17 protein-coding genes and 6 pseudogenes are annotated in these 24,009 nt (G+C 53.2%); 17 read left to right on the top strand and 6 right to left on the bottom strand.

Features of this window, described 5'->3' with window-relative positions; genetic code table 11:
• Positions 1–22 precede the first annotated feature (22 nt).
• The 5 genes from OCY70_RS07920 (at position 23) to OCY70_RS07935 (ending at position 5,125) form a co-directional block, all read left to right on the top strand.
• Positions 23–2,302, top strand: coding sequence for a glycoside hydrolase family 3 protein (locus tag OCY70_RS07920; RefSeq protein ID WP_261944660.1), 2,280 nt, complete (start codon positions 23–25; stop codon positions 2,300–2,302).
• 354 nt (positions 2,303–2,656) lie between these two features.
• Entirely contained in the window at positions 2,657–2,857 is a 201-nt protein-coding gene (locus OCY70_RS35735; protein ID WP_306433979.1) for a hypothetical protein, read from the top strand.
• 20 nt (positions 2,858–2,877) lie between these two features.
• Positions 2,878–3,537, top strand: coding sequence for a carbohydrate ABC transporter permease (locus tag OCY70_RS07925; protein WP_306433978.1), 660 nt, complete (start codon positions 2,878–2,880; stop codon positions 3,535–3,537).
• Positions 3,537–4,058, top strand: a complete 522-nt coding sequence (locus OCY70_RS07930) for a carbohydrate ABC transporter permease (protein ID WP_249725568.1) — start codon at positions 3,537–3,539, stop codon at positions 4,056–4,058. Before OCY70_RS07925 ends, OCY70_RS07930 begins: the two co-directional genes overlap by 1 nt.
• A complete protein-coding gene (locus OCY70_RS07935; RefSeq protein WP_249725567.1) occupies positions 3,989–5,125 on the top strand; it encodes an ABC transporter substrate-binding protein in 1,137 nt (378 codons plus the stop codon). The genes OCY70_RS07930 and OCY70_RS07935 overlap by 70 nt, the downstream gene beginning before the upstream one ends.
• Before the next feature lie 128 nt (positions 5,126–5,253).
• Here OCY70_RS07935 and OCY70_RS07940 read toward each other — a convergent pair.
• A pseudogene (locus OCY70_RS07940) lies at positions 5,254–5,646 on the bottom strand (VOC family protein); the annotation flags it as partial.
• Between the two features lie 136 nt (positions 5,647–5,782).
• On the opposite strand from OCY70_RS07940, the pseudogene OCY70_RS07945 reads away from it, so the two are divergent.
• Together OCY70_RS07945 and OCY70_RS07950 are read left to right on the top strand one after the other, a co-directional pair.
• Positions 5,783–6,480, top strand: a pseudogene (locus tag OCY70_RS07945) (IS5 family transposase); the annotation flags it as partial.
• Between the two features lie 262 nt (positions 6,481–6,742).
• Positions 6,743–7,294, top strand: a pseudogene (locus tag OCY70_RS07950) (SulP family inorganic anion transporter); the annotation flags it as partial.
• Between the two features lie 108 nt (positions 7,295–7,402).
• Here OCY70_RS07950 and OCY70_RS07955 read toward each other — a convergent pair.
• The gene (locus OCY70_RS07955; RefSeq protein WP_213429669.1) at positions 7,403–8,107 is read right to left on the bottom strand and encodes a TioE family transcriptional regulator; all 705 of its coding nucleotides are present in this window, start codon (positions 8,105–8,107) and stop codon (positions 7,403–7,405) included.
• 221 nt (positions 8,108–8,328) lie between these two features.
• On the opposite strand from OCY70_RS07955, the gene OCY70_RS07960 reads away from it, so the two are divergent.
• On the top strand, positions 8,329–8,730 hold the full coding sequence (locus OCY70_RS07960; RefSeq protein WP_213429668.1) for a GNAT family N-acetyltransferase: 402 nt from the start codon (positions 8,329–8,331) through the stop codon (positions 8,728–8,730).
• Between the two features lie 77 nt (positions 8,731–8,807).
• On the opposite strand, the gene OCY70_RS07965 is transcribed toward OCY70_RS07960, so the two are convergent.
• The 3 genes from OCY70_RS07965 to OCY70_RS07975 all read right to left on the bottom strand — a co-directional run bounded on the left by OCY70_RS07965 (position 8,808) and on the right by OCY70_RS07975 (position 11,581).
• Positions 8,808–9,692 carry a cation diffusion facilitator family transporter gene (locus tag OCY70_RS07965; protein ID WP_213429670.1) on the bottom strand — a complete coding sequence of 295 codons (885 nt, stop codon included), beginning with the start codon at positions 9,690–9,692 and terminating at the stop codon, positions 8,808–8,810.
• Positions 9,693–9,866: 174 nt separating this feature from the next.
• Complete coding sequence (locus OCY70_RS07970) at positions 9,867–11,087, bottom strand: cation:proton antiporter (RefSeq protein WP_213429667.1); 1,221 nt, start codon at positions 11,085–11,087, stop codon at positions 9,867–9,869.
• A gap of 2 nt (positions 11,088–11,089) precedes the next feature.
• A complete protein-coding gene (locus tag OCY70_RS07975; RefSeq protein WP_213429666.1) occupies positions 11,090–11,581 on the bottom strand; it encodes a cation:proton antiporter regulatory subunit in 492 nt (163 codons plus the stop codon).
• Positions 11,582–12,205: 624 nt separating this feature from the next.
• On the opposite strand from OCY70_RS07975, the gene OCY70_RS07980 reads away from it, so the two are divergent.
• On the top strand, positions 12,206–12,385 hold the full coding sequence (locus OCY70_RS07980) for an H-type small acid-soluble spore protein (protein ID WP_213429665.1): 180 nt from the start codon (positions 12,206–12,208) through the stop codon (positions 12,383–12,385).
• Between the two features lie 107 nt (positions 12,386–12,492).
• On the opposite strand, the pseudogene OCY70_RS07985 reads toward OCY70_RS07980, so the two are convergent.
• Positions 12,493–12,857, bottom strand: a pseudogene (locus OCY70_RS07985) (RtcB family protein); the annotation flags it as partial.
• An 821-nt stretch (positions 12,858–13,678) separates the two neighbouring features.
• On the opposite strand from OCY70_RS07985, the pseudogene OCY70_RS07990 reads away from it, so the two are divergent.
• The 8 genes and pseudogenes from OCY70_RS07990 to OCY70_RS08020 form a co-directional block, all read left to right on the top strand.
• Positions 13,679–14,446 (top strand): annotated as a pseudogene (locus OCY70_RS07990) (glutamate--tRNA ligase family protein); the annotation flags it as partial.
• 9 nt (positions 14,447–14,455) lie between these two features.
• Complete coding sequence (locus OCY70_RS36530; protein ID WP_444980924.1) at positions 14,456–14,683, top strand: hypothetical protein; 228 nt, start codon at positions 14,456–14,458, stop codon at positions 14,681–14,683.
• Positions 14,684–14,944: 261 nt separating this feature from the next.
• A complete protein-coding gene (locus OCY70_RS07995; protein ID WP_213429663.1) occupies positions 14,945–15,598 on the top strand; it encodes a FusB/FusC family EF-G-binding protein in 654 nt (217 codons plus the stop codon).
• A gap of 197 nt (positions 15,599–15,795) precedes the next feature.
• Positions 15,796–16,608, top strand: a complete 813-nt coding sequence (gene speD, locus OCY70_RS08000) for an adenosylmethionine decarboxylase (protein WP_213429662.1) — start codon at positions 15,796–15,798, stop codon at positions 16,606–16,608.
• A 154-nt stretch (positions 16,609–16,762) separates the two neighbouring features.
• Positions 16,763–20,233, top strand: a complete 3,471-nt coding sequence (locus OCY70_RS08005) for a BadF/BadG/BcrA/BcrD ATPase family protein (protein ID WP_213429661.1) — start codon at positions 16,763–16,765, stop codon at positions 20,231–20,233.
• 31 nt (positions 20,234–20,264) lie between these two features.
• Positions 20,265–21,926 (top strand): 2-hydroxyglutaryl-CoA dehydratase, encoded by a 1,662-nt coding sequence (locus OCY70_RS08010; RefSeq protein ID WP_213429660.1) that lies wholly within the window; start codon positions 20,265–20,267, stop codon positions 21,924–21,926.
• 284 nt (positions 21,927–22,210) lie between these two features.
• Positions 22,211–22,932, top strand: a pseudogene (locus tag OCY70_RS08015) (response regulator transcription factor).
• Positions 22,922–23,938 (top strand): sensor histidine kinase, encoded by a 1,017-nt coding sequence (locus OCY70_RS08020; protein WP_213429659.1) that lies wholly within the window; start codon positions 22,922–22,924, stop codon positions 23,936–23,938. Before OCY70_RS08015 ends, OCY70_RS08020 begins: the two are co-directional and overlap by 11 nt.
• Positions 23,939–24,009: the final 71 nt, after the last annotated feature.

The raw sequence follows: 24,009 nt of genomic DNA on the forward strand, positions 1-24,009 counted from the left end.
TGATAGCGGAGGGATTGGAGACGTGACACAGAAACAGACAACGGCGGTACGCCAAGAAGAAACCATCGCGTATGTACACAATCAGCAAGGTCCGACGCTGGGATATTCCAAGACGTCAGGCGTGTCGATATTGGAGCGGGACGGGTTCTATTTCAAGGATTTGAACCGGAATGGAAGCCTGGATAAATACGAAGATTGGCGGCTGCCGCCGGAGGAGCGGGCGAAGGATCTCGCTTCCCGGATGTCGATTGAGCAAATCGCGGGCTTGATGCTGTACAGCAGGCATCAAGCCATTCCGGCGGCAAGCGGCGGCTGGTTCGCGAGCACCTATGCCGGCAAGACCTATGAAGAGAGCGGCGCGAATCCATGGGATCTGACGGATGAGCAGATCAAGTTCCTGACGGAGGATCATGTGCGGCATATTCTCGTCACCTCGGTGGAGAGCCCCGAGACGGCGGACCTGTGGAGCAATGCGGTGCAGGCCTTCGCGGAAGGCACGGGCCTGGGCATTCCGGCTAACAACAGCTCCGACCCGCGGCACAGCTCCGATTCCAGCTCCGAATTCAATGCCGGGGCAGGCGGCGCCATCTCGATGTGGCCCGAGCCGCTTGGCCTGGCGGCCACCTTCGACCCGGAGCTGGTGCGGCGGTTCGGCGAGATCGCGGCCAAGGAATACCGGGCGCTCGGCATCGCCACGGCGCTGTCGCCGCAGATTGATATCGCCACCGACCCGCGCTGGTTCCGGTTCAACGGCACCTTCGGCGAAGACTCGCGTCTCGCGGCCGATATGGGGCGCGCTTATATCGACGGCTTCCAGACCTCGGCGGGGGACGCCGAGATTGCGGACGGCTGGGGATATGACAGCGTCAATGCGATGGTGAAGCACTGGCCGGGAGGCGGATCGGGCGAAGGCGGAAGGGATGCGCATTACGCGTGCGGGAAATACGCGGTCTATCCGGGGAACAATTTCGAGGAGCATCTGAAGCCGTTCACGGAAGGCGCCTTCCGGCTTGACGGCCCCACGAAGATGGCCTCTGCCGTCATGCCATACTACACGATATCGACCGATCAGGACACCGTGAACGGGGAGAACGTCGGCAATTCGTATAACGCCTATCTTATCCGCGACCTGTTGCGAGGGCAATATGGCTATGACGGCGTCGTCTGCACGGATTGGCTGATTACCGCCGATGAATCGGGTTGCAAGGACAGCTTCCTGTCGGGCAAGCCGTGGGGCGTCGAGGAGCTGTCCGTCGCCGAGCGGCATTATAAGCTTATAATGTCCGGCGTCGATCAATTTGGCGGCAACAACGAGATCGAGCCTGTGCTGGAAGCCTACCGCATGGGCGTGGCGGAGCACGGCAAGGAGGCTATGCGGAAGCGGTTCGAGCAGTCGGCAGTGCGGCTGCTGACCAACATGTTCCGCCTTGGTCTCTTCGAGAACCCGTACCTGGACGTCGAGGCGAGCGCACGGATTGCCGGGAACCCAAGCTATATGCAAGCCGGTTATGAAGCGCAGCTCAAGTCGATCGTGATGCTCAAGAACAAGAACGGCGTCCTGCCGCTCAAGCCTGGCAGCACCGTCTATATTCCGCAGCGGTACACGCCCCCGGGAAAGGACTGGTTCGGCAATCCGACGCCGGAGACGCTCGAATATCCCCTTAATCTGGAGATCGCCGCGAAATATTTCAAGGTGACGGATAACCCGGATGAGGCTGACTTCGCGCTCGTCTGCATGCGCAGTCCGAAGTCGGGGACGGGATACAGCCAGGAAGATGCGGACCATGGCGGAAACGGGTATGTGCCGATCAGCTTGCAGTATAAGCCCTATACGGCGGCGCAGGCACGCAAGCGGAGCCTTGCCGGAGATGTCCGGGAAGGAGAAGCGCAGAACCGCTCTTATTACGCCAAAACGGTGACGACGCATAACGCAGCGGATCTGGACGCTCTGCTGGATACGGCGGAACGGATGAAGGGCAAGCCGGTCATCGTCTCGCTCTTGTTGTCCACTCCGGCGGTCGTCGCTGAGTTCGAGCCGGCGGCGGACGGAATCCTCGCGCACTTCGGCGTGCAGGATCAGGCGATCCTCGATGTGCTGACCGGGGCTGCCGAGCCATCCGGACTCTTGCCGATGCAGATGCCTGCCCATATGGAGACCGTGGAGGCGCAGCTCGAGGATGCCGCTCATGATATGGAGTGCCATATCGATGCGGAGGGCCATCGGTATGATTTCGGGTTCGGGCTCAATTGGGGCGGCGTCATTCAGGATAGCCGGACGGAAATATACAAAAAATCTCGGTGAATGACCTGATAAGCAGCGAGAGAGGAGGAAAGGCCGTGCCACGGGAAGTGGCCCGGCCTTTCCGCACCCGGTGCCAGATGTGGACAGACCGGATAAAAAAAGGTATTGTCAAATCGAACGGAACTGGGTATTAGTAACTCATATTCATTCATGGCCTACAAAGTTAAAGCCCTTTAACTTCTAACAGAGAGCTTCGTAAGCGTGTTCATGGAGACGTTATCGATGGATACGGCTATGCTGGGCGGGGAGAAGGATACTGCGGAGAAGAGGCTGCTTTTCATTAAAGTTAAAGCGTTTTAATTTTATTGCGCTTGTGAAGCACATATGACTACATACAAAGGGGAGGGGGGGAGGATGAAGCTATCTGAGTCCAAACGCGACAATATCCATTTCTACTTGTTTATTTCGCCATGGCTGATCGGATTCGCCGTCTTTGCGTTATACCCGATACTGGCATCGCTATATTACAGCTTCACGGATTATGACATCATCAGCAGTCCGCACTTTATCGCTCTCGCCAATTACAAGGAGCTGTTCGAGGATGAATTGTTCTAGTCGTCACGCTGAAGTACACCTTGATTAGCGTTCCGTTAGGGCTGTTCTTGTCTTTGATCTTCGCGATGCTGATCAATATGAAAATCCCGGCGCGCGGATTTTTCCGCACCGCGATGTACTTCCCGAGCATGGTATCCGGCGTCTCGATGTCGCTGCTCTGGTTCTGGATTTTCAATCCGGAGGTAGGGGTGTTCAACTATATTCTGTCCTGGTTCGGGGTGAAAGGTCCGGCATGGTTCCTCGACGAGCAGTATGCCATCTGGGCGTTAATCATCATGACGTTCTGGGGCGTAGGCGCGGGGATGATCATTTTCCTGGCAGGCCTGCAGGGCGTTCCGAGCAGCTTGCTGGAAGCGGCGAAGCTGGATGGCGCGGGCCGATGGACAACGTTCTGGAACGTGACGTTCCCGATGATTTCACCGGTATTCTTATTCCAATTGATTATGTCTGTTATTGAGTCGTTCCAGGTTTTTACGCAGGCCTATGTCATGACCCAAGGCGGCCCGAATTATTCCACCCGGTTCTATGTCTATAACATCTATGTAAGCGCGTTCAAAGACTTCCGGCTCGGATACGCGTCGGCGATGGCCTGGCTTCTGCTGATTGCGATTCTCATTATTACGGTCATCATTATGAAATCATCGAACCGATTTGTCTACTATGAAGGAGGGCGGGAATAATGAGCGAGATTGCGATGGATACGACCCCGAAGCGGATCGGCGATCGCAAGCCAAGAATGACCCTTGGCCAGATTTTCGCCTTCCTCTTATTGATTGCCATTACGATCACGATGCTGTTTCCGTTGGTGTTCATGATATCGACGGCCTTGAAAACATCGAAGGAAATGCTGCAGTTTCCTCCGACCATTATTCCGCATACGTTCGCTTGGGATAACTTCAAGACGCTGTTCACCGGCAACGAAATCAAGTTCGGGATTTTATACAAGAACAGTCTCATCATTGCCGCTTTTTCGGTGATCGGCACGGTTCTGTCTTCCTCCATGGTGGCCTACGGGTTTTCCAGATTCCGGGCCAGGGGCAAAAAGCTGATGTTCATGCTGATGATCTCGACGATGATGCTGCCCTATCCGGCCGTCATGATTCCGCAATTTTTGCTCTTTTCCAAGCTGGGTTGGAGCCATATGAGCAATTCGACTCCAAATTGCAGGCGAATATCGCGGCCAAAAACGCGCCCGACGTGACGTCTCACTTCGGCTACGGCGGCTTCGCCGAATATTATAACAAAGATTTGCTCCTGGATTTAACCGATATTATGAAGGAAGACAACTTCAATCCGGCCGATTACGGCCTCAAAGATGAACTGATGGACATTTACAAGGTGCAAGGCAAAACGTACGGCATTCCATTCAGCAACTATGTAACGATCCTGCTCTATAATAAAGACCTGTTCGATAAAGCGGGCGTGCCGTATCCTCCATCGGACTACGAGGATCCGAGCTGGACGTTCGACAAGATGGTCGAGGTGGCCGAGAAGCTGACCATTCGCGACGATGATATCGAGAAAGCGCAGTATGGCCTCGACTTCAACTGGGGCGAGCTGGATATGAGACCGGCCTACTTCGGGGCCAAAGTCTATTCCGATGACACATGGACGAACGGCGGCAAGCCAAGCGAGACGCATTTCGATTCCCCGGAAGCGATTGCCGCGTATAAGAAATGGATCGGACTCATCTGGGATAAGCAGGTCTCACCGCCTCCTGCTTGGTCCAAGTCCGTGGCCGGCCAATTCGGCGATCCGTTCCTCTCGGGCAAAATCGGCATGTCGGTGGGCGGTTCCTGGAATCTGGCGAGCCAGGACCAGTTCAACTTCAAGGTCGGCGTCGCAGCCGTACCGTTCGGGGGCAATCCACAGGAACGAAGCGTACTGTATGTTGACCCGTTATTTGTGCTGAAAGATTCCAAGCATCCGAAGGAAGCGTATGAATTCATTAAATTTATGATCTCCAAGGACGTGCAGGAGAAATCGATCGAATTGAGCGGCGGCACGCCTCCGATCAATGAGCAAGCGAAGGAAAAATACTATACCAGCTTCGAAGGCGTCGATCCGGCCGTCATTAAAAACGTCTATGACGGAGCCAACAAATACGGCGTGGAATCGTTCAACCATTTGGTCGCGAACTACTCGCAAATCAATGAATTGTTCATTAACGAGTTCGCCGCCGCCCAGAATAATACCAAGACCGTGGAAGAAGTCATGCCGGAGATTCAGAAAAAATTAGATAAGCTGCTGGAACGGGTAAATCGATAGGGCAGTGAGGGTGACAACGTAACGGATAGATCGGATTAACGAGAAATATGGATGGCATCGACAGCGATGCCGTCCTTTTACATTCTCCGAAAATTTGAATTAACGAATATGAAGTCCGGCTTGCTTCGTTACCAATCTGCCGGTCTGCCGTGCCCCATTTCCCACACTTCCCACGGCACGACGCCTAATTCTGGCTGCGGCTCATCGGGCAGCATCGCAATGAATTCCAGCGGATGTCCGTCGGCGTCGGCAAAGCAGATAGACACAGCAGGCATCCATGCGAAGACAAAGGGGCGTTCCGTACCATCATTCAAGAAGTTTCGCACAGCAAGTCCGCGTTCTTTCAAAAACGGCACCGCCTGCTTCATATGATCAATCGTCGTGTGAAAGGCAAAGTGCTGTCGAATGACTTGAGCCGGTTCTTTTTCCCATATGCCGAGCATTGCTTTTCCTCTTTGTCCAATCCAATAGAATCTCACCCGCCGATTGTCCTGATAGGCAAATTCCAGTCCAAGCGTGTTCTCGTAAAATTCGGCTTAACGTTCCAAATGGGTCACATGGATATGTGTCTCGAACAGACCTTGTATCAAGGCATTCACCTCCCTAGGGCGTGTACGCAAACTATCGAAATAGCCAAATATCTGGTAAACTTATCCTATGAGAAGACGATATGAGATACGAGATGACCAATGGGAACGACTCAAAGACCTCTTGCCACCGGAACGGAAACCACAGGGTGGACGTCCGGCAATCGATAACCGAAAAATGTTCAATGCCATGCTTTGGGTGATTCGTTCTGGTGCGCCTTGGCGAGACTTGCCAGAGCATTATGGCTCCTGGAGCAGTGTCTACAGTCGTTTCCGCCGCTGGGAGAAAGCAGGCATCTTTGATCGAATGCTAGAGGTTCTGGCTGCCAATCCCGATGACGAAAGTGTTATGCTCGATGCTTCCATCGTTCGTGTTCACCAACACGGCGCGGGGGCAAAAGGGGCCAGCAATTCCAAGCCATCGGACGATCACGCGGAGGCTTAACCAGCAAGATTCATGCCGTTGTAGACGGCCTTGGCAATCCGCTACGCTTCGAAGTAACCGCAGGCAACATCAATGATTGTGTAACGGGTTATGAGATCCTGCAAACCCAAGACATACAAGGTAAACATGTTTTGGCGGATCGCGGATACGATACCGATAAAATCATTGCGCTTTTGGAAGAGAAACTGGCCCATTCCGTCATTCCCAGTAAGAAGAATCGCACGATCCAACGTACAACCGACTGGTGGTTGTATAAAGAGCGTCATCTGGTCGAATGCCTGTTCAACAAACTCAAACATAATCGTCGGCTGGCAACTCGGTACGATAAATTGGCCTGTACTTTTGTTGCCTTCTTAAAGCTGGCCTCTTCCATGATCTGGTTGGCTTAAGGTTTGCATACACGCCCTATTGGAAAGTATATACTAAGGTGATGAGCAGTAGTCGCTCTGGAATCAGAACATCCATTCAAGCAAAAGAAAAATCGCACCGTTTCGGGAAAAGGATAGATGCAGCCGGTTAGTTTTCTAACTAGCGGTATAATGTCGATTTGCTGATTCCGGTCGCCTCTTTTATTTCAGATAATGTATAGGGATTACATTGCTTATTGTGTACGTTGTCCCCAAGTTTTTCAAGGCCATTCCGGCACCGCTGATCGCGATTGTCATCTTAACCGCCGCCGCCATGATAGGGAAGCTTGATCTGGGAACGGTCGGCGATCTTGGCTCGATTACGCGCACGCTGCCGGCTTTTCTGATACCGGATGTTCCTTTCCAACTGGAGACGCTGGCCATTATTTTCCCTTATTCATTGGCTCTGGCGATTGTCGGGCTTTTGGAATCATTGCTTACGTCATCGACCGTCGACGATATGACAGAAGGACAGCTGTTCTTCGCGTCAACGAATAGCTTCGTCGACGCCTTCGATACGAGCTGTCATGGGCGAGAGATTGTCATCGACTTCTCCCGTGCGCAGGTATGGGATGATTCGGCCGTGGGAGCCATCGACAAAGTCGTCCTTAAGTACAAGGAGAACAACAACAAAGTAACGATCAATGGACTCAACGTATCCAGCCAAAAGTTACTGGAGCGGGTTGCAGTCCATCACGATACCAATGTCAAGCTGGCTGCTCAAACATGAAATATGAAAAAGCGGGAAAATGACATCGTACGATTGAACTGTTTTCTTGAACCGGGTGTAATCTGCCCGGTTCTTTATTTGTTCTCAGCAGGCGGTTTCGAGTGGGATTCACATCAGATCCAGCACTTTGCACAGCTCGACTAACCGGTGCACCCCCTGGAATTGCTGGCGGTTGCGCTTGTGGATAATGAGGAGGGCATCCTCCGTTACTTTTTTGACCTGATCGATGCTGTGGTTGTCCAAGGCCTGCACAATATCCTTCATGCTCTTCAAAAAGTAGACGGTGCTTCGCAGCGTGCGAATCAGCAAAATTTTCCGGATATGCATCGGCGTGAACAGGCGGTACCCATTTTCCGGATCGCGCGCCGGCGTCAGCAATCCTTCCTTCTCCCAATGGCGTATGGCCGATGCCGTCACGCCGGTGAATTCGGCGGCTTCGCCGATCGTCATGTACTCCTTCATCCTCTTGTTCGCGATCGGAGGAAGCTCGAGATGGTGCAGCAGCTCCAGCGTTTGGTCAGCGGCGACTTTTTCCTGATGAAGATTCGCCTGCTCCTTGTTCACGATCCAGAAAGCGGCGTCAACATTCGAATCTTGAATATGGCGCAGCACATTGCAGGTGACCGCGACGCCGAAGCCGGGGAACATGGCGCGCAGGCAGCGGAAATACGCCAGATGCTCGATCGTATACAGGCGGTACCCGTTGGCGGCGCGCTCAGGGGCAGGGACGACTCCCCATGCTTCGTAGTGGCGCAAAGCGCTCGTGCTGATGTGAAGCTCCTTCGCTATCTCGCTTGGCTTATAGTAGCGCATCTGTCTTGACCTCCTTGTGATTTCGCTCGGGATTTCACTATAGCAGACGAAGCGGCGAAGGGCAAATCTTATAAAAAAACATTCAAGCTCCACAATAGGGTTTGAATTTCCCTCACTATAGCCTCCGGCAGCGCCTTTTTCAAAACTTTAGCACTTGCATCAATGTAGTATGGTGGTTTAGGAAAGAGCTATTTCGAGAAAGGACGAGAGGCGCACATTTGATGAACATTTTGCATGAAGTTCCCGGTACGGGAGAGTATGTGGAATTGCGGGCGGCTGCGGGTCTCGCCCCGAAGGAGGAGGCGGTTCTTCATACGGCATTGAGGAATTCCCCGTTTTGCGTCGTGATGAGAGATGATCACGGGCAACTGCTTGGAATGGGGAGAATCATCGGCGATAGAGCCTGTTTTTTTCAGATCGTCGATGTCCTGACCCATCCTTCCTGTGAAGGCGGGGAAGGGGAGAAGGCGATAATGGACGCGTTGATGGATGATTTGCAGCAGCAGGCGCCGCAAGGGGCAGACATTCTGCTTATGGCTGATGTCCCGTCCGTTGGCTTCTACAGGAAATACGGGTTCGAGCTGACTTACCCGAATTCGTTGAGCATGAGCCGGGGACTGTAAAGCCGCGGCCGGGGCTTGCGGCAGAAACGGCTGGAAAAGCGGGAGGGGGGAGCCAATGCGGCGGCATTGGCTCAATCCTATTTATTCAAGCTGGCCAATCGTTCATGCTCCGGTTCGACATGAATAAAGACTTGGGCACGGCGGAACGACGCCGTAATCGCCTGCTCGATGTCATCGCATAGCTGATGAGCGGTTTCGATATCGAGCTTGGAGGGGACTACGAGATGGAAATCGACATATTCGACGGGACCGGAACGACGGGTGCGCAAGTCATGGAATTCTATATATTGATCTTGAAAAGATTCTATCGCCTGCACGATTTCCCGTTCCTCTTGTTCGGTTAAGCGAGCGTCCAGCAGCGGAGGAAACGACTCTTTCATCAGCTTGTATGCCTCTCTCATGATGTAAAGGGCCAATATAATGCCGATGATCGGATCCAGGATCGTCCATCCGGTCAGGGCAGCAAGCAGCAGGCTGCACCCGACGCCTAACGAGGTATACACATCGGTCAGCAAATGCAGCGCATTTGACTTCATGGCGACCGAATTCAATGCCGCGGCCGCTTTGCTTACGCGGCGAGAGACGATGAAATTGATTCCCGCCCCAATAAACATGACGATGACGCCCAAATAAGGAAGATCGATCGGCGCAGGCTCGAACAGCTTATGCACACATTCATACATGATCCAGGCGCCCGCTATAAAAATAAGCAGCGTCTCGATCGTTCCCGAGATATTCTCCACCTTGCCGTGGCCGTATGGGTGATTTTTATCCGCGGAACGGCCCGACAGCCGCACCGAGAAAAAAGCGATCACGGAAGCCGCCAAATCCAGCGAGGAGTGGATCGCTTCCGAGATGACGGCAATCGAGCCGGTAAAAATGCCCACGATGAGCTTCAACAAGACGACAAAGGCATTGCTGAGTACCGATAAAATAGCTATTTTCGGACCATTCACACGCATCACAACCCCAAGCTTCGTTATTGTTCATATACAATAACAAACGAAAGTCGAGTGGGTCTACAGAAACCTTTTTTCATGCTCGCCGTCATGTAGCCGCCGGATAACAATGTTGCTCCTTCGCAAATCGGCCGCGAAGCCGGTGAGCCGCCAGCGAAAGCTGCTCTTGCCGCAGAATTATTCGCCCCGATCGGGAACGCGTTCTTTGCTCTTTTCCCAGCGGAAAATTTTGTTCAAGCTTCTGAAAATGAGCCGGGATTCCTTCGTCAACAGCGGTCCCAAAATAGCCAGGATGAGGACGTACAGCGCCGCGAAGGGCTGGAGCAGCTCAAGCAGTCCGCCGGATTTGCCGAGGTTCGCCATAATGATGGAGAACTCGCCGCGGGATACGATGGTCAGCCCGATATTGGCCGACGCCTTGGGCGACAAGCCCGCGCTCTTGCCCGCGAGCATACCGGCAAGGAAGTTGCCGAACAAGGTCACCGCAACGGCGCCGACGGACAGCCACAAGGCTCCGCCAAGCGCGGAAGGAACGATGGTCAGTCCGAAGCTGAAGAAGAATAAGGCGCCGAAGAAATCACGGAATGGCAAGATCAGCTGCTCGATTCGCTTCATGTGCATCGTTTCGGCGAGTATGAGCCCGGTCAGCAGCGCGCCGATCGCTTCGGCTACGTGAATCGTCTCCGAGAAGCCGGCCACGAGGAATAAGAAACCGAACACCAGCAGCAAGAACAATTCATTGGAACGAATGTTGAGCAGCTTGTTCAGAAAAGGCGCAGCTTGACGTCCGACGAACAGCAAGAGAAGCATGAATCCGAGAGCGTACAAGGCTGATAATACGACGCCCCCCAGCGAGGACGAATTGCTGAGCACAAGCCCGGACAGGACGGAGATATATACCGCCAGAAATATGTCCTCGAACATAATGATTCCGAGAATCATTTCCGTCTCCGGATTCGCGGTTCGCTTCAGATCGACGAGCACCTTCGCCACGATGGCGCTGGAGGAGATCGTCGTAATACCGGCCATGACCATAATTTCCTCGATCGGGAAGCCGTTGACCCAGCCATAGAGCAAGCCTAATGTAAAGTTAATAAGGATGTAGATCGTTCCGCCCATGACGATAGAGCGGCCTGATTTCATTAAGCGGCCGATGGAAAACTCCAAGCCCAAATAAAACAGCAGAAAAAGCACGCCAAGCCGTCCCATAAACGCAATGATCTCCGCGCTCTCGATAAAACGGAAGTCAAAAGGGCCAAAATGCGGCGCATGCGGACCGACGGCCATGCCGATCAAAATATAAAAAGGAATGACCGAGGTGCGAATGCCGGCCGCGAGTAATCCAACCAGGGCAATGAGAATAACGGCAAGTCCAATTTCCAGCACGAGATGATCCATGATTAGCGTCTCCCGGTTTGCAGCAGTTGCTTCAACTGCTTTAACTGGTGGCGTTCACCCGCAACGACAAGGATCGTGTCTGCCTTAAAGGTATAATCCGGACCGGGATTGATATGCTTGGCGCCTTTCTCGATGGCGGCAATAATCGTCACTCCCGCCGTCTGACGAATATTAGCATCCCCGATCGTGCTGCCGACGCAGGCAGCATCAGGCGCGACTCGGTACCATTCGATCGTGAGATCCTCTAATGCGACATCCATCGTCTCCAATGCCTTCGGCCGGTAAGTCATTCCGCCGACGATGGCCGCCAGTTGTCTTGCTTCTTCATCCTCGAGCGTAACCATCGAGGTGCAATCATCCTGATCCTGGTTGTCGAAATGGTACATTTCACGCCGGCCGTCATCATGGATGACAATGACCAGCCTGTCGCTGCTTTGCGTAATCATTTCGTATTTATGACCGATGCCTGGCAAATCGGTTTCTTTGATGTACATGCTGTCAACCTCCTCCATTGCGGTTAGTTTGTGAACATTGCAGATTTTTTACTCAAAAAAGGAGAAATGCTCCAGCTAACAAGCCAATGGAAGGAGTGTTGGATAGAAGGGCAGGGGAGTTGAACAGCAAAAAGGGGGCTCACATCTGCACTTCAAAATGGTTGGGGGATGGATCGACAGAGAATGGGATGCGGGAAAAACGATGGCGGTCTAAGCGGTGGAGGTGGAGGATGGATGAGGCAGTGAAATCCTGCGTCAATGCAGCAATTTACGCTATTTGAGGCGCTATTTGATGAAACTCCTGCAAAAGTACAACATTTTCTCCGAATTTTCCCTTTAATCTCTTGCATCGTCTGAAATTGATGCTGTTTTGCAGGAACTCCTATCACGGAGTACACGTCAGAAAGGAAAACTGCATTTTCACAGCTTTTTCAGCAAGCTGGGCTGTGAGAAGCAGGGGATGGGGCTATCTCGCTTCCGCTTTTCGTTATACTTCGTAACCACGACATTCATGAAAATCTCCTCCGTTCAGTGAAGTCCAACCGAGCCAACGTATAACAATATGGCATGTAACGTATATTAAAGAGCGTATCATGATAGAGGTCAAAATGGAGGTTCATAGGAATGAATACACAACGAGCGATCGAAATCTCATCCTCGCCGGTGATGACAGACGTTACCTACCAAGGGGAGCCCGTATACATTCAACATGTCAATGAAGAGGACGGCATGGCAAGAATTTATCCCCTTAGCAATCCGGAAGATGAACGGGACGTTCCGGTGAGCATGCTTATCGAACGTTAACGAACAAGGAGGCGGCAGGACCGCCTCCCGATCTCTTCAGACCACTGCAGCCGTGGGGCTATTCATGGCTCAATGGGTGCATGCCGTCTACGGCAAGATTCGCTCTCTCATGAGGGCACGACGCCGGCAAGACCTGCCCCGACGACGCTCTCGATAATCTGCTCTACATTTGTAGGCTTGCGGCGCTTCATCGATAATCGACTCCAGCATGCGCTGATTCACGACGACTTCGTCTTCCGTGCCGACCTGAAGCGAAGCCGCGAACTCGTCGACGGTCACAAGCTGCTTCGTGGCGCTGCGACCGGACGCGCCCCGCGCCGTGACAGATGGAGTAGTAGTTCGCCGCGCCGGTGTCACGGCCGACCATCAGGTAAGACGCGCTGCCCATCGAACCCGGGATGAGCGCCGGATGTCCCGTAGCCGCATAAGGCTTCGGATTGTCCGGATGGAGCGGCGGCAGCGCGCGGGTCGCTCAAATGGCAGTGCCCTCGATGTCAATCTTTAATTTTCTCGACGAAGGCTGTGACGCATTCTTCGCACACGCATGCTGTCCGGCGCAGTTTCCGCCGGTAACTGCTCGAGCAGCTCCTGCGGAACGGAATTCATAGTCCATTTACACCTGCTTCTGACTGAAATTTTCTTCGATGAGAAAGCGAACGCGAATCTGGCGCTTACTTGCGTAACGCCCTGTGAACAATGCTTATCAATTCACTGCTGTACGTCTCCAGATCAACGCTGCGGGCAAGGGCGGAGCTCAGCATATATTCGCCGATGGCTCCTTGGATTAGATTGGTCTCCATTCCGCTTGTCGCAGGCGTATTGCTAACCGATATTTACCCTCATTTGCAATCTAGATATGAACAGATGAATGAACGATTGGGAAGGTATTATATTTATGGGTCCGAGGAGTAAAAACCGATCATTGCCGCATATGTTTACTTTCCTCATGATTGATGATACTATGTACCAAATGAAAAACGCGTTGAAGAGAAGAGTAGATGACTGAGGAAGCCTTACAGAGAGCTCCGGCAGCTGAAAAGGAGCAGGATTCCCTTCGTTGAACCAAGCCTCTGAGCGGCGCATCGGAACGGAATCCCGGGATGGTGTGACAGGAGCTCCAGTTACAGAGCTAGGGTATAAGCATCCAATGCGGGTGCCGTACCTGATGAGGCGGATATAGAGATATATCGGCGAACCGGGGTGGCACCGCGACAGCAAATCTCGTCCCCAAGACAGCAGTCTTGGAGGCGGGATTTTTTTATTTGGACAACACATGCAAGGAGGTATTTCGTTATGAATCCTGGCAAGGACACGGCAGAGACCGCGAATTTTTTGGAAAAGCTGGTGCGGGATGATATCGCGCAAGGGGAATATCACAGACCTGTCGCCACGAGATTCCCCCCGGAACCGAACGGGTATCTGCATATCGGGAGCGCGTATGCGATCCATGTGAATCATTCTATCGCGAGCAAGTATAACGGGGCGTTTCATCTGCGCTTTGATGACACGAATCCGCTGAAGGAGGATGTCAAATATGTGGAAGCGATCCTGGAAGACATCGCATGGCTGGGATATGAACCGCCGGTCTACTTCGGTTCGGACTATTCCGAAAAAATTTATGAGTGCGCCGTCAAGCTGATTCGCAAAGGGAAAGCCTATGTCTGCGAGCTGACGCCCGAAGAAATAGCCTTGTACAGAGGGACATTGACTGAACCGGGAACAGACAGCCCGTTCCGCAACCGGCCCGTGGAGGAGAGCCTGCTCTTGTTCGAACGAATGCGGAAGGGAGAGTTCCCGACAGCCTCCAAAGTGCTTCGCGCCAAAATCGATATGTCCTCGCCCAACCTGAATCTGCGGGACCCCGTTCTCTACCGTATCGTGCACGCGGAGCACTATCGGACGGGAAATGAATGGTGCATCTATCCGATGTATGATTTTGCCCACCCGATACAGGATTGGATTGAAGGTATCACGCATTCCTTCTGCTCCGCCGAGTTCAAAGACCATCGCCCGCTGTATGAATGGGTACTCCATGAGCTGGAAGCTTCGGAGCCGCCGAAGCCTTCCGCCGTGCTGAAGGAGTCGGAGAACTGCTGGGAAGCACTGCTCCATCCTCATTCGCTCGTCAAAATGAAGCGTGCCGTGCTGGAGCCCGCCTTAAAGGACGCTTCCGCCAACGAAACATATCAGTTCGTGCGGCATGGCTATTTCTGCCTCGACACGAAATATATGACGGAGGACAGACGAGTGTTCAACCGGATTGTCTCTCTCAAGGATTCATGGAAGAGGGAAAGATAAGCTTGCTCAGCCGCAAAAAAGGGAGTTGCCGTTCAGGCCGTATTCCCCTTATAATGGACAGCACAAGGGAGGTCGATAGAAATGGCAAAGCAGTTTGCCGGAATCGGCAGCGACTCATGCAAAGCCTGAATTAGGGCGATACTTTGCATGGGGCGGACACGTGATCAGAAGGAAATGTCGCCCGCGTGAGTTTAAATCGTTTCTAATGATGGGCTTTGCACCTTATTTTCATTCCATTAAAAAATAAGGAGCTGTAAAGCAATGTTGAAACCATTTATTAGAAACCATCAATATAACCTGATTAAGAAGCAGACTGATCTGCTTCAGCATGCCTGTAACACGGTGACTGATCCGAAAATCGTGGAATCGGTAAGATACAGCGCGCTCACCAAGATCGCCGAAGCGTTCCCGGATGCGGAAGAGGCGCAAAAGCAAGCGTTGGAGAAAATCTCGGCGCTGCATGAGAAAGCCGAATTCCAAAACTATGTGGAGTCGCTCGTTCCGTACATGGCTGAATTTGAGCCCGTGACGGAAAAGCAGATGAAGAAGCTGTTTCCCAAAATCAAAAAGCTGAAGGTTCCCGATGCGGCTGCCATCGATTTCCGCTATGTCACCTATGTTGGCTGGACCGACATCGCGACGAATCGAATGTTCTTTGTGTACCATCTGAATGGGCAGCTAGTGGGCATCGAAGGAAGATATACCCCGACGAGCAAGAAGAGCGTTTGCTTTTTGTGCAACCGGCATCAAGAGGTCGCGTTATTCTCGGCGGTAACCAAATCGAAGCCGGCCAACGCATCGCCTGATTATTACAAAGCAATCGGCAACTATGTATGCGTGAACAGCGACGCCTGCAACAAGAGCATTACCGATGTCGGCACATTGGAAAAATTTATAGGCAACGTACTTGGTTGAACGCAACGAATACACAGAGGCTGCTGGAGCATATCCGGCGGCCTTTTGTTGTGCAAGCTTCTAATAAGACAATCATTTTGTATAACAATATGCGCCGAAGAGGGATACTGAAGTAATCGGGGAACAAATAGAAGAATTCCCGTCTATGCGGCACGCCGTGAGCGTGCGCAAGTTCATTATCCAAAGGAGCATCTACCATGGCAGTCACTCCACAGCGGCACATCCAGCTTCATGGCTTTAACAATCTGACCAAATCATTAAGCTTCAATATGTACGATATTTGTTATACCAAGACCAAAGAAGAGCGTGAAGCTTATATCGGGTATATCAACGAACAGTATAATGCAGACCGGTTGACGGAGATACTGGAGACCGTCTCCGAGATGATTGGCGCGAATATCGTGAATACCGCCAAACAAGATTATGTTCCTCAAGGAGCAAGCGTGACCATGCTTGTATCCGAGGGACCGGTGATCGAGGTTCCACGTACACCATCCAATGAAATCCCCGAACCTCTACCCGAGGCGGTGGTCATGCAGTTGGATAAAAGCCATATTACGGTCCACACGTATCCCGAATACCATCCGAATGAAGGGATCAGCACGTTCCGAGCGGATATCGATGTCGCCACATGCGGCGAAATCTCGCCGCTGAAAGCGCTGAATTATTTGATTGATTCCTTCGATACCGACATTATGACGATTGATTACCGGGTGCGGGGATTTACGCGTGATATCGATGGCCGCAAACTATTTATCGATCATGATATCCGCTCGATCCAAGACTATCTTGACGACAGCATCATCCGGCAATTCGATCTGATCGATGTCAATGTATATCAAGACAACATATTTCATACCAAGTGCCGGCTAAAAGCGTTCGATTTAAATAACTATTTATTCGGATACTCCAAAGAGGAAATCACCGCCGAGGAACAGCAGGCCATCACGAAAAAAATTAAAACGGAAATGGACGAAATCTTTTTTGGAGTCGCTTCCTTGCGTTCCTGAAGCCATAAAATCGGTCTGAGCCGTCGCTCTCGCCGCCTTTATGGCCTTTTTCTTTTCACCCGAAAAGAATCTCTTTGCAAACGTCCGGTGTGATAAATATCACACATAAAGTGTACACTAAGTAAAACCTGATCTGGGATAAGGAGGTAATCGTATGACAACCATCACCAGGGAGCTGGATTCGCTCATTATTGGAATTGACGTCGGCTCAACGACCGTCAAAGCGACAGTGGTGGATCCCGCCAGCAAGCAGATCGTATGGTCGGATTATCAGCGCCATCATACGAAGCAGGCAGAAAAAGTGCTGGAATTGCTGGTTGCCATCGGCAACGAATTTCCGGATATGAAGCCGGAAAACATTCGTGTCTTTGCGACCGGCTCCGGCAGCGGGCCGATCGCGCCCCATATCGGGGCGAAATTCGTGCAGGAGGTCAATGCCGTTACGATGGCCGTGGAGCATCTCCATCCCGATGTCGGAAGTGTTATCGAACTCGGGGGGCAGGACGCGAAGATTATCATTTTCAAGGAAAACAAGGAAACGGGCAACAAGCAAGCGCTTACCTCCATGAATGACAAATGCGCCTCCGGTACGGGCGCCACGATCGACAAGTGCATGATTAAAGTAGGGATGCCTGCAGAAGAAGTAGGCAAGCTGCGCTTTGACGATTCGAAACTGCACCATGTCGCCGCCAAGTGCGGCGTATTTGCCGAAACGGATATCGTTAATCTCGTGAAAAGCGGCATTCCATCGGGGGAGATCATGTGCTCGCTCGCGGATGCCATCGTCATGCAAAACCTCTCCGTGCTCACGCGGGGCAACACGCTGCGGCACCGGGTCCTGCTGCTGGGCGGGCCGAACACCTATTTGCCGTTCCTGCAGCAATGCTGGCGGTTGCGAATTCCTCAGACCTGGAAGGAGCGGGGCTATGAATATCCGACAGATGTGCCTATCGACAGCTTGATCTTTGTTCCGGAGAATTCGCAGTATTATGCGGCCTACGGCGCTGTCCTGTATGGACTGCATGAGCCTGCCGATGTCGGCTTATACACGGGCTTGGAGCCACTGAAGGAGTTCATTGCCCACGGACGCAAGGCGAAGCTGGGCGAGAAGGCGGGCCCGCCGCTGGTGGCCAGCGAGACGGAGCTGGAGCAGTTCCGCCGGAGCTACAGCATCCCCAAGTTCACTCCCGCGACATTCACGCCCGGACAGAAGGTCAGGGCGGTGATCGGATTGGATGGCGGTTCCACTTCGTCCAAAGCCGTACTGGTGGATGAACAAGGGGATATTTTACTGAAAGAATATCAACTGTCCAAGGGCAACCCGCTGGAAGATACGAAAGAAATGCTGAAGCGGATCCGGGACACGCTGAAGGGGCAGGGGGCCGAGCTGGAGATTATCGGGTTCGGCGCTACGGGATACGCCGCAGATGTGCTGGAAAAAACGCTGCGTGCCGACGTCAATATCGTGGAGACGGTCGCGCATATGATGAGCGCCGTTCACCAGTTCGGCGACATCGATGTGATTTGCGATATCGGCGGTCAGGATATCAAGGTTCTTTTCCTCAAAAACCGGGATATACGCAATTTCAAGCTGTCCAATCAATGCTCAGCGGGCAACGGAATGCTCCTGCAAGCGATGGCGGATCAGTTCGGCATTCCGGTGCAAGAGTATGCGGATACGGCTTTTCATGCCGATTTGAGCCCCAAATTTTCTTACGGCTGCGCGGTATTTCTCGATGCGGACCGGGTCAATTTCCAGAAGGAAGGGTATTCGAAGGAGGAATTGCTCGCCGGACTCGCTCTCGTCCTGCCCAAAAACGTATGGCAGTATGTCGTGCAGATTCCGCGCATGTCCGAGCTCGGCCGCAAGTTCGTGCTCCAGGGCGGAACCCAATACAATCTGGCAGCGGTCAAGGCCCAGGTCGATTATATCAAGGAGCGGGTTCCCGATGCCGAGGTATACGTTCATCCGCATCCGGGCGAAGCGGGGGCGATCGGAGCCGCCATGGAAACGCTGCGCGTCGTGAAGCGGCGGGGGTATTCCAGCTTCTTGGGCCTGGATGCCGCTATCAATCTGCGGTATGTAAGCCGCAACGATGAATCGACCCGCTGCAATTTTTGTCCCAACCATTGCAGCCGGACGTTTATCGATTCCGAGACGCCGGACGGCCAGACGGCCCGTTATATTAGCGGTTTCTCTTGCGAGAAAGGAACGGTCGAGGACCAGGAAGCGGTCTTGAAATTAACGAAAGAGCGGCAGGCGTTGAAAAAGCATTATCCGAATCTCGTGGAATATGAAGCACGGCGCATGTTCCAGCATTTTTACGATGCGGAACCGCTGCCGGAAGCGGGGCTGGAGGTGAAGGACGTCCTGTTGAAACGCCGCTTGTTCGGATTTGGCATGCGCAAACTACCGAACCGGCGTCCGTTCGCGCGCTCTTCCGCCGAATCGATGGAGCGGCGCCAGCGGATCCGGATCGGGATACCGAAAGTATTGAACATTTGGTCGACCGCTCCGTTCTGGCGGACGTACTTCGAGACGCTCGGCATCGATAAGCGCAACATCGTATTCAGTGATAACACGAGCGAGGAAATGTGGCAGGAAGGCGGCAAATATGGCTCGATCGATCCTTGCTATCCGTCGAAAGTGGCCCAGGCTCATGTCCATAATTTGCTGTTCAAGCATCATGAGTCCAAGCCGCTGGATTACATCTTTTTCCCGTGCATCACGCATATTCCGACCCATCTTCACAATGTGATGGACTCGGCAAGCTGCCCGATCGTGGCGGGCGCTCCGAACGTGATCAAAGCCGCCTTCACCAAGGAGGTCGATTTTTTCGCGGCGAGAGGAATCGCCTACCTCGATCCGGCGGTTACCTTCACCGAGCCGAACATGCTGAAAAAGCAGTTGTTCGAGGCATTCGTCGAGAAGCTGCAGATCACCGAAGACGAGAGCGATTTTGCCGCAGAGCAGGGGTGGAAGGCGATGGATCGGTTCGATGCGGAAATGCAGGAGAAGGGCCGGGAGATCCTGGAGCAGATCGAGCGGGAAAATCGCCTTGCCATTCTGATGATCGGCCGCCCTTATCATTCCGACCCCGGATTGAATCACGGCGTGCTCGAAGAGTTCCAGGTGCTCGGATACCCGGTGTTGTCCATGCGATCCATTCCGAAGGACGAGGCATGGCTGCAGCGCTTTTTCAGCGAGGATCTGAAGAGCGGCCGCGTGGAATACGCTCTCGAAGTGAGCGATGTATGGCCTGAAAATTTCAGCTCCAACAGCGTGCAAAAAGTGTGGGCGGCCAAGTTCGCCGCGCGTCACCCCAATGTGGCGGTATTGGACCTGTCCAGCTTCAAATGCGGACATGATGCGCCTACCTACGGGCTGATCGAATCGATCATATCGACGGCCGGGACGCCCTACTCCGCGCTGCACGATATCGACGCCAATAAACCGGGCGGCTCGATCAAGATCCGGGTGAAGACGTATGCGCACAGTCTCGGTCTGCATGAAGAGCGGCTGCAGGATGTGGCGCGCAAAAAGGCGGAGCTGCAGAAGCGGCTGGATCAAAAGCTCGCCGAGCTTACGGGCAGAAAGCCGGGAGATCAAGCTGAGGTTATATAACATACAAGATAACGAAGGAGTGACTTACGAGATGTCTGTTGCAGGAAGCAAGCAAAAAGACAAAAATCAGGCGTCTATCGAAGAGATGATGCTGAACTTTCAGAAGGAACAGGAAAAAGCGCTCGGCCTGGATGAGCAGACCATGAGCCAATGGTTCGATCCGGTGCCGCGGCAGTTTTTGGCCAAAGACAAAGCGACGACAACCCTTCTCTTCGGAGGCTTGACGATGGCCCACGATTATTTGGTCGAGGGCGCGCTGACGGGGTTGGGGTATCGGGTGAAGCATCTCGATTGCCCGGACAATGAGTCCCTTCGCTACGGCAAAGAGTTCGGCAATCGCGGGCAGTGCAATCCAACCTACTTCACGGTCGGCAATTTGATCAAATATTTGCATCACCTGCGGGATGTGGAGGGGAAATCGAAGGAGGAGATCATCTCCCGCTATTTGTTCGTCACGAGCGGGTCCTGCGGCCCGTGCCGCTTTGGAACCTATGTTACGGAGTACCGGAAGGCGCTGCGCGATGCGGGGTTTGACGGGTTTCGGGTTCTCATCTTTCAGCAGACGGACGGGCTGAAGCAGGCGACCGGCAGCGACTCGGCCTTGAAGCTGGATACCGCGTTTTTTCTCACCTTTTTGAAGACCGTGCTTCTGGGAGACATTTTGAATGCGCTAGCTTACCGTATCCGCCCTTATGAAGTGGAGCCCGGCGCGACGGATGCCGCGCTGGAACGGTGCAAGCGGTATCTCTATGAAGCGCTGAGCGAACGCCAACGGCTGCGGCCGGCTCTGCTCAAATCCCGCAAGGAACTGCAGGCCGTTCGGGTAGACCGGACCAAGGTCAAACCGAAAGTAAGCATTCTCGGCGAATTCTGGGCGATGACTACCGAGGGAGACGGGAATTATCAGCTGCAGCGTTTTCTGGAAAGCGAAGGGGCCGAGGTCGAAGTGCAGTCGATGACGGCCTGGATCTTGTTCCTGATCTGGTCCGGGCGCTTCGATACGAAGGAGCGGATGACGCTTCGGCAAGCCGACTCCGGAAAGCATGGCCTGGAAGGGAAAAATCCGCAGAAGCGGCTGCGGATGCTGTGGCTCGCCGATCGCGCATTGCGGGTCATGTTCCATGCGTATGCGCGGACCCTCGGTCTGTATCGCTACCCTCTGCCCGACATGGAGGAGATTGCCCGGGTCGCCCATGAGCACTACAACAATCATCTGCGGGGCGGAGAAGGCCATATGGAGGTCGGCAAGCTGATCTTGAACGTCAAGAAGCGGAAGGTGAACATGACGATCTCCGTCAAGCCGTTCGGGTGCATGCCATCTTCCGGGGTCTCCGACGGGGTGCAATCGCTAATTACCGAGAAATATCCCGACGCGATCTTTCTGCCGATTGAGACGACGGGCGACGGGGCGATCAACGTGTACAGCCGGGTGCAAATGATGCTGTTCAAAGCCAAGCAGGCGGCACAGCAAGAATTTGACGAGGCATTGTCGAAAAAAGGCATGACCGCGGAACAACTCCAAACAATAAGGGAGCGTTCGCGCTTTACCCGTCCGCTGCGGACAAGCCGCCATGTCGTCGCATGCACGGCGGCGAATGGCGTATATGGGGTTCATCGCTTATTCAATGGCGCGTTGGCCGCAAGCTGGCTCTCCCGATCGCTGCGAATTCTGTCCGCGCGGTCATCGCGCTGAATCGGGGATGCAGCATAGGAAGAGGCTGCCGGAGCATTTCCGGCGGCCTTTTTTTGCGCATGGACGCGGAGCGGTCTGGGGCGGGTCTAAGCCGTCAAGCGGCATTCAACTCTTTCATTTCCGTCACATTGATAGCGGACAAGCCGATTATCCTGTAATATGATCATGGACGAATGATCAAGAGCGGCTATACGCGATGTTCCGCCTGGCGGCATCGTGTCTCGTCCACGGGATCAGAGCATGTTATCAATGACCGCAACTAACCTTGTGGAGACGGTGAGAAGATGGAAGAGATTCGAGTGCTGATAGGCGATGATGAAAAAGAAATACGAGACTTGGTTAAAACGTATCTGGAAAGAGAAAGATATCAGGCCGATACGGCGGCCGATGGAGAGGAAGCCCTTCGTCTGTTCGATAGCCATAAATATAATTTGGTCCTGCTGGACCTGATGATGCCGAAAATCGACGGCATTGAAGTTGCAGGAGATTGCGCCAGAAGACCAATATTCCGATCCTGATGCTGACGGCCAAGGATCAGGAGATAGACAAGGTTCTGGGGCTGGGCATCGGAGCGGATGATTATATGACGAAGCCGTTCAGCATCAACGAATTGGTTGCGAGAATCAAGGCCCATTTGCGAAGGTTTTTGGTACTGGGCAGCGAGGCCAACCGCAGCGCCGGCCAGGAGGAGCCGCACATCCGGTACAAAGGCTTGACCATCGATCTGAAAAAATATGCGGTGATGATAGAGGGAGAAGAGGTTGCGTTGACGGCCAAGGAATTCGAGCTGTTGAAGTTTTTGGCTTCCCACCCGGAGCAGGTCTTTACGAAGATGCAAATTTTTCGCCAGGTGTGGGGCAGCGCTTATTTGGAAGACGATAATACGGTGATGGTGCATATCCGCAAGCTCAGAAAGAAGATCGAAGCCGATCCGTCCGATCCGAAATGGATCCAGACCGTGTGGGGAATCGGGTACAAGTTTGCAGGTGAAAAAGATGAAGCGTGACACAACGCTCCTTCTTCTCGGCGCGCAATTATTTCTGATGACCGGTCTTATTGCGATAGAAGCAACGAACCAGCCCCACCGATTCCTGCGCGGGGCTTTATTTATTGCGCTGGCGGCGATCACGGTCGTGTTGCTGCTTATGCGCTTCCGGTTCCGGGCGAAGCTGGCGGACATGTCCGCGGCGTTGAAGCGGGCGGGGAGCGGGAATGTGAACACCCGCCTGCTGGCGAATGACGAGCCGTTCATCAATGAGGTCATATTTGCCATCAATGAGCTGATCGGGCAATTGGATAAAATCCGGGTGCAGACGATCAAATCCGAAGCGGCGAGAAAGAGTTTGTTGTCCAATATTTCCCATGATATCCGGACGCCGCTGACCTCGATTATCGGATATGTGGATGCGCTGAACGATGATATTGCGGCCTCCCGCGAAGAAAAGCAAGAGCATGTCGGCATTATTTTGAGGAAGGCAACGGCGTTGAAGCAGTTGATCGATGAAATATTCGATCTGGCCAAGCTGGATGCGGACGAAGTTCCGCTGCGTCCGGAGACGCTCGATTTGGCCGAAATGGCGCGCGAGGCGGTCATCGCGTTTTTGCCCGAGCTGAAGCAGGCGGACATGAAGCTGAACGCATCTATTCCCGAGGTGAAATGCTTGGTTACGGCGGATCGGATCAGCCTCCAGCGAATCATGAATAATATGATGAAAAACGCCGTGCAGCACGGACGCGACGGACAAGCATTGGGCATCGAACTGGCGGAGCATGCGGGAGCGTATCATCTGACCATCTGGGATAAGGGGCAGGGCATCCCGGAGGATGAATTGGCCAAAGTGTTCGAACGCATGTACCGGACCGAGCGGTCGCGCAGCCCGATGTACGGAGGAAGCGGCCTGGGGCTCGCCATCGCGAAGGCGCTGGTCGAGAAGAACGGAGGGAAAATATGGGCGGAAAGCGAGCCCGGACAAAGAACCTCTTTCACCTTCTCCCTTCCGAAGCACCGTTAAGATTTAATTAAGAACCGATTAAGAGGCATTTAAAATCGCCTGCTTATCATAAAGGTATGGGCTGGCGAATA

Source organism: Paenibacillus melissococcoides, from assembly GCA_944800085.1.
In the GTDB taxonomy this organism is placed as follows: Bacteria; Bacillota; Bacilli; order Paenibacillales; family Paenibacillaceae; genus Paenibacillus_B; species Paenibacillus_B melissococcoides.

Bases quoted from the DNA above. Each gene is read 5' to 3' on its own strand.
- OCY70_RS35735 (WP_306433979.1), top strand. From the start codon at position 2,657: ATGAAGCTATCTGAGTCCAAACGCGACAATATCCATTTCTACTTGTTT.
- OCY70_RS07930 (WP_249725568.1), top strand. From the start codon at position 3,537: ATGAGCGAGATTGCGATGGATACGACCCCGAAGCGGATCGGCGATCGC.
- OCY70_RS07955 (WP_213429669.1), bottom strand. From the start codon at position 8,107: ATGCGCTACTATAAGCCAAGCGAGATAGCGAAGGAGCTTCACATCAGC.
- OCY70_RS07960 (WP_213429668.1), top strand. From the start codon at position 8,329: ATGAACATTTTGCATGAAGTTCCCGGTACGGGAGAGTATGTGGAATTG.
- OCY70_RS07965 (WP_213429670.1), bottom strand. From the start codon at position 9,692: ATGCGTGTGAATGGTCCGAAAATAGCTATTTTATCGGTACTCAGCAAT.
- OCY70_RS07970 (WP_213429667.1), bottom strand. From the start codon at position 11,087: ATGGATCATCTCGTGCTGGAAATTGGACTTGCCGTTATTCTCATTGCC.
- OCY70_RS07975 (WP_213429666.1), bottom strand. From the start codon at position 11,581: ATGTACATCAAAGAAACCGATTTGCCAGGCATCGGTCATAAATACGAA.
- OCY70_RS07980 (WP_213429665.1), top strand. From the start codon at position 12,206: ATGAATACACAACGAGCGATCGAAATCTCATCCTCGCCGGTGATGACA.
- OCY70_RS07995 (WP_213429663.1), top strand. From the start codon at position 14,945: ATGTTGAAACCATTTATTAGAAACCATCAATATAACCTGATTAAGAAG.
- speD (WP_213429662.1), top strand. From the start codon at position 15,796: ATGGCAGTCACTCCACAGCGGCACATCCAGCTTCATGGCTTTAACAAT.
- OCY70_RS08005 (WP_213429661.1), top strand. From the start codon at position 16,763: ATGACAACCATCACCAGGGAGCTGGATTCGCTCATTATTGGAATTGAC.
- OCY70_RS08010 (WP_213429660.1), top strand. From the start codon at position 20,265: ATGTCTGTTGCAGGAAGCAAGCAAAAAGACAAAAATCAGGCGTCTATC.
- OCY70_RS08020 (WP_213429659.1), top strand. From the start codon at position 22,922: ATGAAGCGTGACACAACGCTCCTTCTTCTCGGCGCGCAATTATTTCTG.